General features: G+C 73.7%; 8 protein-coding genes. 5 read left to right on the top strand and 3 right to left on the bottom strand.

Annotated features, from left to right (window positions below):
• Window positions 1-19 precede the first annotated feature (19 nt).
• Entirely contained in the window at window positions 20-661 is a 642-nt protein-coding gene (locus EAD89_RS28290; RefSeq protein ID WP_121652712.1) for a GPP34 family phosphoprotein, read from the bottom strand.
• 127 nt (window positions 662-788) lie between these two features.
• On the opposite strand from EAD89_RS28290, the gene EAD89_RS28285 reads away from it, so the two are divergent.
• From EAD89_RS28285 to hrpB, 3 genes are read left to right on the top strand one after another with little or no spacing between them, the layout of a single operon-like run.
• The gene (locus tag EAD89_RS28285) at window positions 789-1,655 is read left to right on the top strand and encodes a helix-turn-helix transcriptional regulator (protein ID WP_121677831.1); all 867 of its coding nucleotides are present in this window, start codon (window positions 789-791) and stop codon (window positions 1,653-1,655) included.
• Window positions 1,656-1,696: 41 nt separating this feature from the next.
• Window positions 1,697-1,897: a DUF397 domain-containing protein gene (locus tag EAD89_RS28280; protein ID WP_121652711.1), complete on the top strand. Its 201-nt coding sequence runs from the start codon at window positions 1,697-1,699 to the stop codon at window positions 1,895-1,897.
• A gap of 28 nt (window positions 1,898-1,925) precedes the next feature.
• On the top strand, window positions 1,926-4,544 hold the full coding sequence (gene hrpB / locus EAD89_RS28275) for an ATP-dependent helicase HrpB (RefSeq protein WP_121677833.1): 2,619 nt from the start codon (window positions 1,926-1,928) through the stop codon (window positions 4,542-4,544).
• A 6-nt stretch (window positions 4,545-4,550) separates the two neighbouring features.
• On the opposite strand, the gene EAD89_RS28270 is transcribed toward hrpB, so the two are convergent.
• Window positions 4,551-5,276 (bottom strand): PP2C family serine/threonine-protein phosphatase, encoded by a 726-nt coding sequence (locus tag EAD89_RS28270; protein WP_121657375.1) that lies wholly within the window; start codon window positions 5,274-5,276, stop codon window positions 4,551-4,553.
• A 269-nt stretch (window positions 5,277-5,545) separates the two neighbouring features.
• Between EAD89_RS28270 and EAD89_RS28265 the strand changes: the two genes are divergently transcribed.
• Window positions 5,546-8,155 (top strand): glycoside hydrolase family 9 protein, encoded by a 2,610-nt coding sequence (locus tag EAD89_RS28265; RefSeq protein WP_121677830.1) that lies wholly within the window; start codon window positions 5,546-5,548, stop codon window positions 8,153-8,155.
• Between the two features lie 61 nt (window positions 8,156-8,216).
• On the opposite strand, the gene EAD89_RS28260 is transcribed toward EAD89_RS28265, so the two are convergent.
• On the bottom strand, window positions 8,217-8,930 hold the full coding sequence (locus EAD89_RS28260; RefSeq protein ID WP_121677829.1) for an HAD family hydrolase: 714 nt from the start codon (window positions 8,928-8,930) through the stop codon (window positions 8,217-8,219).
• Between the two features lie 213 nt (window positions 8,931-9,143).
• Here EAD89_RS28260 and EAD89_RS28255 point away from each other — a divergent pair, with 213 nt between their 5' ends.
• Window positions 9,144-10,100, top strand: coding sequence for a hypothetical protein (locus EAD89_RS28255; protein WP_121677832.1), 957 nt, complete (start codon window positions 9,144-9,146; stop codon window positions 10,098-10,100).
• Window positions 10,101-10,230: the final 130 nt, after the last annotated feature.

Raw genomic sequence — 10,230 nt, 5'->3', positions numbered from 1 at the left:
GGGTGGGGTTACCGGGGGGTCATGGGACGCCGCGGAGCACCGCGGCGCCGACCGCGGCCTCGGTGTGTCCGACGAGTTCCTTCAGCGGCGCCGGCAGCGCGGGGATGAGGACGTTCAGCCGGTGGTGGGCGCGGGGGCCGGCGCTCCACAGCACCTCGCGGGTCAGCCCGGCGGCCACCACCAGGCCGAGCAGCAGGGCGTCCGGCACGCTCGGCGGGTCGGGCCGGTCCAGCAGGGCCCGCAGCCGGGTGGCCGGCCAGGCCACCGCGTTGAGGTCGATCGGCACGTAGCTGACCGAGGTGCGCAGCAACCGGCGGCTCTCCTGGCGGCGCAGCATGCCGGCCCGGGCCAGCCGCTCCCCCACCGAGGTCGTGGCGCTCTGGGCCAGGAAGCTGAGCCAGGTGCGGACCGCCTGGTGCTGGGACTCGCCGATCAACTGGTCGAGCACGGTGTGCGCCAGCGCGTCGCCCGGCGGGCGTCGGTCGATGACGGTGACGTGCCCGTTGGAGACGGTGATGTGTCCATACAGGATCAGTTCGCCGAGCAGCCCGCCGGCCAGGCCGAGCCCGGTCGCGGCCGGGTGGAGTTTGGCCTTGCCGCGACTGTCGTTGTGCGCGATCAGGAAGAACTCGTCGGCGATGAGCAAACGGTCCTCCCGCACCTATGTGTCCACAGTGATCGCGACCGGCAAAGGATGCACCGACAGCTACCGCAATGCAACTCCCAGATTTGAAAGTTGCACTCCGTGCAGGCCCGACCTGCGGATCTTGTCGTGACAGACTCGGACGGTGACCGCCACCCCCGCCGTCCCAGCCGCCGGCAGCCCGACCGTCCGCCGTCGCCGCATCGCCCGGGAGCTGCGCCAGCTCCGGGAGCGTGCGGGCATGACCCTCGATGTGGCGGCCCGTCAGCTCGACATGTCCAAGAGCAACCTGTCCCGGATCGAGACCGCGCAGATCGGCATCAAGCCGCGCGACGTGCGGGCTGCGCTGGCCCTCTACCAGGTGACCGGGGCGGACGCCGAGGCGCTGATCGAGATCGCCCGGAGCGCGCAGCAGCGGGGTTGGTGGCAGAACTACAGCGACGTGCTGCCCGAGTGGTTCGAGTTCTACGTCGGGCTGGAGGCCGAGGCGGTGGCGCTGCGCACGTACGAGGCCGAGTCCGTGCCGGGGCTGTTGCAGACCGAGGCGTACGCCCGGGAGATGTACCGGCGCACCGCGGGCGAGGACGGCGTGGAGCGCAAGGTGGCGGCGCGGCTGCACCGGCAGGAGGTGCTGCGCCGCGACGACCCGGTCCAGTTTTCGGTGGTGCTCAACGAGGCGGTGCTCCTGCGCCCGGTGGGCGGCAACGGCGTGATGGCCGAACAGCTGGTCCACATGAGTCGGATCGCGCAACTACCCAACGTGACAATCCAGGTACTTCCATTCGCGGCCGGTGGGCATCCCGCGATGAGCACCCCGTACGTCATCCTCAACTTCCCCGACGCCGCCGACGCCTCCGTGGTTTACCTGGATAACCTCACGATGGGACTGGCGCTGGAGGATGCCGACCAGGTGCTCGGGTATAGCCTTCTGCACGAGGAGCTGTGCCGGATGGCGCTCGATCCGACGGCGTCGTTGACCCGTCTTGAGCAGGCTTCTCGTAACTTTGCGTGACCGCGTCCGCGGCACGCCGACGCAGACGAGAGGCACCGCGGATGACGGCGTACGACCCGACCCGGGCGGACTGGCGGACGAGCACGCGCAGCAGTGGCAACGGCAACTGCGTGGAGGTCGCGACAGTCGACGGTCAGGTCGCCGTGCGGGACAGCAAGGACCGGTCCGGCCCGGTGCTCGCCTTCGACGCCTCGGCCTGGCGCACGTTCCTGCACGGCGTCGGCGAGGTCCGCCGCAGCTGAGGCCCCGGGGCCGGTGCGAGACTGGGCCGTGCTCTCCGACGTAACCCTGGACCTGCCGGTACGCCCGGTGCTGCCGGCGCTGGTCGCGGCGCTCGACGCGGCCGGCGCCGGTGTCCTGGTGGCCCCGCCGGGCACCGGTAAGACGACCCTGGCGCCGTTGGCCGTGGCCGACCGGGTCACCGGCCGGGTGGTGATCGCCCAACCCCGCCGGGTGGCCGCGCGCGCCGCCGCCCGGCGGATGGCCGAGCTGCTCGGCGAGCGGGTGGGCGACCGGGTCGGGTACGCGGTACGCGGCGAGCGCCAGGTCAGCCGGGCCACCCGGGTGGAGGTGGTCACCACCGGCCTGCTGGTCCGCCGGTTGCATCACGACCCGGAGCTGCCCGGCACGGGCGCGGTGCTGCTCGACGAGTGCCACGAGCGGCAACTCGACGCCGACCTCGCGTTGGCCTTCGCGGTGGAGGCACGGGCCACCCTCCGGCCGGACCTGTGGCTGCTGGCGATGTCCGCCACCCCGGACACGGACCGGTTCGCCGCGCTGCTCGGCGGACCCGATCCGGCTCCGGTCGTCCGGGCCGAGTCGGCGCTGCACCCGGTGCAGCGGATCTGGGCGCCACCAGCACGGCCGATCGCCCCACCCGGTGGCCGGCCGGTGGACCGGGCCCTGCTCGACCACGTGGCGGCCACCGTGCGGCGGGCGCTGCGCGAGCGCGACGGCGACGTGCTGGTCTTTCTGCCCGGGGCCGGCGAGATCGCGGCGGTCACCGGCCGGCTGGCCGACCTGCGCGACGCCGTCGCGCTGCTGCCGTTGCACGGCCGGCAGCGCGGCAGCGAGCAGGACGCGGCCCTGCGCCCGGCCGATCGACGCCGGGTGGTGCTGGCCACCGCGCTGGCCGAGACCAGCCTGACCGTGCCGGGCGTGCGGGTGGTGGTGGACGCCGGGCTGTCCCGGGTGCCCCGCACCGACCTGGCCCGTGGGCTCGGCGCGTTGATCACCGTTCCGGTCTCCCGGGCCGCCGCCACGCAGCGGGCCGGCCGGGCCGGCCGGGAGGCCCCCGGGACGGTCTACCGCTGCTGGTCCGCCGCGACCCACGAGCGGCTGCCCGCCCGTCCGGAGCCGGAGATCGCCACCGCCGACCTGACCGGCTTCGCGCTGGAGCTGGCCGCCTGGGGGCGTCCGGACGGCGTCGGGCTCGCACTGCCCGACCCGCCGCCGCCGGCGGCGATGGCGGTGGCCCGGGACACGCTGGCCACCCTGGGCGCGGTCGACGCCGACGGCCGGATCACCGGGCGGGGACGCGCCATCGCCGCCGCCGGGGCGCACCCACGGCTGGCCCGCGCGCTGCTCGACGGCGCCGGTCGGGTCGGCGCCGACCGGGCGGCCGAGGTGGTGGCCCTGCTCGCCGAGGAGACCGCGGCCGGCCCGGGCGACGATCTGGTCGCCGGCTGGCGCCGGCTGCGCGCCGGGGCGGACGCGGGCGCGACAGCGCGTTGGCGGGCCGAGGTACGCCGGCTGCGTGCCGCCCTGCCCGCCAACTCCGCACCCGAGGGCCACGCCACCGATCCGACGGGCGGTCCGGAACATGCCGGCGCCGCCAGGGGAGCCAACGGACGTGCGAACGCAGCCATGGAGGCCGGCGGGCGGAGACGCGCCGGCTCCGGTGGGCTCACCGACGACCTGGCCGCCGGGCTGCTGGTCGGGTTGGCGTACCCGGAGCGCCTGGCGCGGGTTCGGCGGCCGGGCGGTTCGGCGTACCTGATGACCGGTGGGACCGCCGCGGAGCTGGCCGCGGGGTCGGGGCTGACCGGGTCGGACTGGCTGGCGGTGGCCGTCGCGGACCGTACCCCCGGCGCGCCCTCGGCGCGGATCCGCCGGGCCACGCCCCTGGACGAGGCGACGGCCCGGGAGGCGGCCGGCCCGCTGCTGTCCACACGCCGGGAGGTCGGCTGGTCTGACGGGGACGTCGTGGCCCGGGAGGTGACCCGGTTGGGGGCGATCCTGCTGCAGGAGCGCCGACTGGATCGTCCGGACCGGGCGGACGTGGCGGCGGCGCTGCTGACCGGCCTGCGCCAGGACGGGCTGGGGCTGCTGTCCTGGACCCCGGCGGCCGAGGCGCTGCGCGAGCGGCTGGCGTTCACCCGGCACCACCTCGGCGCGCCGTGGCCGGAGGTCAGCGACGAGGCGTTGCTCGCCGCCGCGCCGACCTGGCTGGGCCCGGAGCTCTCCGCCGCCCGGCGCCGCGCCGACCTGGCCCGGGTGGACGTGGCCGGGGCGCTGCGCCGGCTGCTGCCGTGGGCGCAGGCCGCCCAGCTGGACGAGCTGGCCCCGGAGCGGATCGCCGTGCCGAGTGGTTCCCGCATCCGGGTCGACTACAGCGATCCGGCGGCCCCGGTGCTGGCGGTGAAGCTCCAGGAGACGTTCGGATGGCCGGCAGCCCCGCGCATCGCCGGCGGCCGGGTGCCGGTGCTGCTGCACCTGCTCTCCCCCGCCGGCCGGCCGGTGGCGGTCACCGCCGACCTGGAGTCGTTCTGGCGCACCGGCTACCCGCAGGTCCGTGGTGAGCTGCGCGGGCGCTATCCCCGGCACCCGTGGCCGGAGGACCCGACGACCGCGACGCCCACCCGGCGCGCCACACCGCGCCGGCGCTGAGGCTGGTTACTCCTCCACCACGTCGGCCACCACGACGGTGACGTTGTCCGGCCCGCCGGCATGCAGTGCCAGGTCGATCAGCTTGCCGGCGCAGGCGGCCCGGTCCGGGTAGCCGGCGAGCACCTCGGCGAGGGTGTCGGAGCGGACCACGTTGGAGAGCCCGTCGCTGCACAGCAGCCACCGGTCGCCGACCCGGGGCACCATCGTCGCGTACGACGGCGAGACGTCGTCGCCCTGCAACGCCTGGGTGACCACCGCCCGGCGCGGGTGGCTGCTGGCCTGGTCCGCGGTGATGACGCCCTGGTCCACCAGCATCTGGACGAAGGTGTCGTCCCGGGTGACCTGTTTGAGCACTCCCTCGCGGAGCAGGTAGGCCCGCGAGTCACCGACGTGCGCGAGGGCGAGGCAGCTGCCGGTACGGGCGAAGAGCAGGGCGGTCAGCGTGGTGCCCATGCCCTGGCGTTCCGGGTCCTCCGCGACCGCCTGCCGGATCCGGGTGGTGGCCAGCGCGATGCCACCCTGGAGCGCGGCCACCAGGGCGTCCTCGGGGGTCTCCACGTCCAGCGGAGCGACCGCGTCGATGGTGAGCGCGCTGGCCAGGTCACCGGCCGCCATCCCGCCCATGCCGTCGGCGACGGCGACGAGCCAGGTCCCGGCGTGCAGGGCGTCCTGGTTTCCGCTGCGGATCAGCCCACGGTCGCTCGTTCCCACGGAACGCAGCTTCAGGGTCATGGGAGGCAGCCTGCCAGGCGAAGGGCGCAGTTGTCTCTAGGAGATCAGGACGACGACGCGTGGCGCGGCCAATCTCACGTGTCCGCCCCGGCGCGTCGCGGCACCCCGGCCGGCGTGGTGCCCAGCCGACCGCCCTCGTCGGACAGCGAAAGCCATCCAGTCAGATCGATTGACACGGCTCACTGCCACTGGAAACATCGAGCCGATACCTGGGAGCGCTCCCAGGTATCCCCGCCACCCGTCCCCCATCCGTCCCGGAAGGACTCCCCGTGACGCCATCCCGACGCCGCCTCCTGCTGGCCGCGGCGACCACCCTGGCCCTCACCGGCGCGGGCGCCGGCGCGGCCTCCGCCGACCCGCCACCGGACGCCCCCGAGCAGATCGACAACGGCGACTTCAGCGCCGGTGTGAGCCCCTGGTTCTCCTACGGCACCGGCGCGCTCGCGGTGACCGACGGCCGGCTCTGCACCACCGTCCCCGGCGGCCTGGCCAATCCGTGGGACGCCGGCATCGGCCAGGACGGCGTCCCGCTGATCGCCGGCGCCGAATACACCCTCGGCTTCGCCGTGTCCGCCACCCCCGGCGCCGCCGTCAAGGCCGTTCTCCAGCTCGGCAGCGCCCCGTACACCACGTACGCCGCCGTGGACGCCACCGCCACCGGCACGGCCCAGCGGGTCGAGCAGACCTTCACCGTCCCGGACGACAACCCCGGCGCCCAGCTGATCTTCCAGGTCGGCGGCGCCGCCGAGACGCAGACCGTCTGCCTGGACGACGTCTCACTGCGCGGCGGTGAGCCGCCCGAGCCGTACGAGCCGGACACCGGGCCCCGGGTGCGCGTCAACCAGGTCGGCTACCTGCCCGGCGGCCCGAAGAACGCCACGGTCGTCACCGAGGCCACCGAACCGCTGCCGTGGCAGCTGCGCTCGGCCGCCGGGGCCGTCGTGGCCAGCGGCACCACCGCCGCGCGCGGTGTGGACGCCGCCTCCGGGCAGAACGTGCAGACGGTCGACTTCTCCAGCTACCGCACCCCCGGCAGCGGTCTGACGCTCACCGTGGACGGCGAGACCAGCCACCCGTTCGACATCTCGGGGACCCTCTACGACCGGCTGCGGGCCGACTCGTTGCAGTTCTTCTACGCCCAGCGCAGCGGCATCGCCATCGACGGGGACCTGATCGGCGACGAGTACGCCCGACCCGCGGGACACCTCGGCGTGGCACCCAACCAGGGCGACACCAACGTGCCCTGCCAGCCGGGCGTCTGCGACTACTCCCTGGACGTGCGCGGCGGCTGGTACGACGCGGGCGACCACGGCAAGTACGTGGTCAACGGCGGCATCGCCACCTACCAGCTGTTGAACACCTTCGAGCGGACCAGGACGGCGGCCACCGCGGCCGGCGGCGCCGGGCTGGCCGATGGCACGCTGCGGGTGCCCGAGCGCGACAACGGCGTGCCGGACATCCTCGACGAGGCCCGCTGGGAGCTGGAGTTCCTGCTGCGCATGCAGGTGCCGGCCGGGAAGCCGCTCGCCGGCATGGCCCACCACAAGATCCACGACCGGAACTGGACCGGGCTGCCGCTGGCCCCGCACGACGACCCGCAGCCGCGCGAGCTGCACCCGCCGTCCACCGCGGCCACCCTCAACCTGGCCGCCACGGCCGCCCAGTGCGCCCGGCTCTTCGCCCCCTACGACGCGGCGTTCGCGGCCCGCTGCGCGACGGCCGCGAAGACGGCCTACAGCGCGGCCAAGGCGAACCCGGCGGTGTACGCCAGCCCGACCGACGGCACGGGCGGCGGCGCGTACGACGACACCACCGTCACCGACGAGTTCTACTGGGCGGCGGTCGAGCTGTACCTGACCACCGGCGCGCAGTCCTACCTGACCGACCTGACCGCCTCGCCGCACCACACCGGGGACGTGTTCGACCCGCGGGGCTTCGGCTGGCAGGGCACCGCCTCGCTCGGCCGGCTGGACCTGGCCACCGTGCCGAACGGGCTGCCCGCCGCCGAGCTGACCCGGATCCGCGCCTCGGTCACCGCCGCCGCGGACGCGTACCTCGCCGAGCTGCGGCAGCAGGCGTACGGGCTACCGATGCCCGGGGACGCGGCCAGCTACTTCTGGGGCGGCAACAGCAACATCATCAACAACGCCGTCGTGCTGGCCACCGCCTTCGACCTGACCGGCGACGCCAGCTACCGCGACGGCGCCGTGCAGGCGATGGACTACGTGTTCGGCCGCAACGCGCTGAACATCTCGTACGTCACCGGCTGGGGCGAGCACGCGGCGCAGAACCAGCACAGCCGCATCTTCGGCCACCAGCTCGACCCGAACCTGCCGAACCCGCCCGCCGGTTCCCTCGCCGGCGGCGCGAACGCCGCCCTCCAGGACCCGTTCGCGGCGCAGCTGCTCGCCGGCTGCGAGCCGATGTTCTGCTACGTCGACGACATCAACTCGTACGCGACCAACGAGGTGGCGATCAACTGGAACTCGGCGCTGGCCTGGATCGCCTCGTTCCTCGCCGACCAGGGCGACGCCGGCGCGGTGCCGGCCACCACCTGCGCGGTGCGCTACACCAACTACGGCGCCTGGCAGGGCGGCACCGGGTTCACCGCCCAGCTGACCGTCCGCAACACCGGCGCCACCCCGGTCAACGGCTGGAGTGTGCGGTTCGCGTTCACCGGCGACCAGCGCGTCCGCGAGGCGTGGTTGGCGAAGGTCACCCAGGCCGGCGCCACGGTGACCGCGCGCAACGAGTCGTACAACGCCCGGATCGCTCCCGGCGGCACGGTGACGTTCGGCTTCAACGCCACCACCGGCGGCGGCGCCAACCCGAACCCGGGTCTGGTCACCGTCAACGGCGGGGCCTGCTCGCTGACCTGACCCCGTTCCTGGTGGCCGCCCTTGCGGGGCGGCCACCAGGAGCACCTGGTCACGCCGCCGGTTAGCGCGTCGCGTTGTGCGTCGCATTGTGCGTCGCATTGTGCGTCGCGTTGTGCGTCGCGTTGTGCGTCGCGTTGTGCGTCGCCACCAGGCTCGGGAGTTCGTCCAGCGAGTCGATGCGGAAGAGGCACTGCTCGGCCACCGTCGAGGGATCGAGGATGTGACCCCACGGACCGCGCCGGATCAGGCACGTCTTCATGCCAACCTCCAGGGCCGGGCGCACGTCGTTGTCGGGCCGGTCGCCGACGTACAGGATCGACGACGCGTCGCCACCGCCCTCGCGTACGACCCGTTCGAAGAACGCCGGTGACGGCTTCGCCACGCCCCAGGCGTGCGACGTGCCGATCACGTCCACAGAGAGGTCGAGAGCGCGCAGGGTCGCCTCCGCGTGGGCTGGCTGATTGCCGGCCAGGCCGACGAACAGACCCTGGTCCTTCAAGGACCGCAGGCACTCTCGCGCGTCCGGGTACAGATCCTCCTCGGCGAACGACTCGGGCTGGCCGGCAGCCGCTCGGCGCTCCAGTTCGGTCGCGAGATCGAAGTCGGGCCGGAAGACCCGGAACGTCTCCTGCCAGCCAAGGCCCCGGGCGATCACCGCGCCGAACACCGCCGAGAACGTGTGCCGGGGAATGCCGAGCCAGTCCGCCCAGCTCGCGAACTCGCGAGACTCGTCGAGAATGGTCCCACCGACATCGAAGAAGATGGCATCGATCACGTGATGTCCCCCGTCCTAGCCGATCATGCGTGGATCGTAGGCGGGGACACGACCGACCACCAGGTCTCATGATCAGGTGGCGAGTGGATGCCCGGCCGGCCGCCGACGGCCGCGTTCTTCTGGCTGCGCTTTCGAGCTGATGGCGTGAACGATTCACCGACCGCGCACCAAACCCGGTGGATCCGGCGCTTCAGGTGAGCCATGGTGACGGCCATGGATGACGGCACACTGACCGACGCGGAGCGTCGGGTGTGGGCGGCGATGCCGACCGGGACGCGGGCCGCGCTGGCCGGCCTGTCCGGCGCGGACCTGCGTACCCTGCTGCTGAGCGTCGCCCACGACCGCGCGGCGACGGTCCGCCCGCCGGGGGTGGTTCGCCGCTGGCGCGAGGACCGCTTCGTCCGTCCGGCACGCGCGGACCCACGCGCGCTCGCCCGGGTGGAGGCCCGGATGTGGCAACTGCTGCCGGCCGACGTCTCCGGAGTTGAGCTGTCGCCGGTCGTGCCGGTGGGCACCTGCTCGGCGGTCGCTCCGGTCAGCCAGAACAGGATCGTCACCACAATGCGCGCCAGCGAGGTGTTGAGCGATCCCACCAACGCTCTTGCGATCGAGGCGGCGGTGCGTCGCCGCCGAGGTGGCGAGGTGCACCTTGCCGCCGCCCACCGGGTGCTGCGGGCACAGGACTTCGGCACCGACACCTCGGCGCATTTCCGGCTCTTCTGCCTGGTGTCCAGCGCGCGGGACGCCGGCGCGGGCCGCACGGAGGCCCGGCTGCTGATCCGGCACCTCACCTACTGGCGGGCGGTCCTCGCCGAGTTGGCACCAGAGGCCGCACCTCGACTGCACGTCACGGTCCTCGACGATCGGGTCGTCCGGGAGCGTCTGGCCGACACCGTCCGACCGGCACTCGACGCAAGCGTGGTGCCGCTGGTGGACGAGCCGGAGCGGACGCGCGGTCGCGGTTACTACACGGGCTGCGCCCTTCGGATCAGCCTCCTGGGCGGCAGCGTGGAGATCGGCGACGGCGGCGTCACCGACTGGACCGCCCGCCTCAACGGCGACGCGAAGGAGCGCTGCCTCGTCTCCTGCCTCGCCACCGAACGCCTCGTCGAGTGCACGGACCCGGCCGGGGCGCCGGATGCTGGTCGCTTGATCGACGACCACAACTGAATCTGTCGTACAGGTGTTCTAGTGTCAGGTCGTGGTCGAGGAGTTGGCGCAGGCGGAGGACGCGGTGGCGGCGTGCCTCGACGCGGCCACCTGGGCCGCATCGGAGCATGACCTGATCGCGGCGCTCGAC

Source organism: Micromonospora sp. BL4 (assembly GCF_003667505.1).
GTDB lineage: Bacteria > Actinomycetota > Actinomycetes > Mycobacteriales > Micromonosporaceae > Micromonospora.
This window is presented reverse-complemented; position numbering and strand designations above follow the sequence as displayed.

Excerpts from the sequence above, each read along its gene's own strand:
- EAD89_RS28280 (WP_121652711.1), top strand. The coding sequence starts at position 1,697 with ATGACGGCGTACGACCCGACCCGGGCGGACTGGCGGACGAGCACGCGC.
- EAD89_RS28270 (WP_121657375.1), bottom strand. The coding sequence starts at position 5,276 with ATGACCCTGAAGCTGCGTTCCGTGGGAACGAGCGACCGTGGGCTGATC.
- EAD89_RS28255 (WP_121677832.1), top strand. The coding sequence starts at position 9,144 with ATGGATGACGGCACACTGACCGACGCGGAGCGTCGGGTGTGGGCGGCG.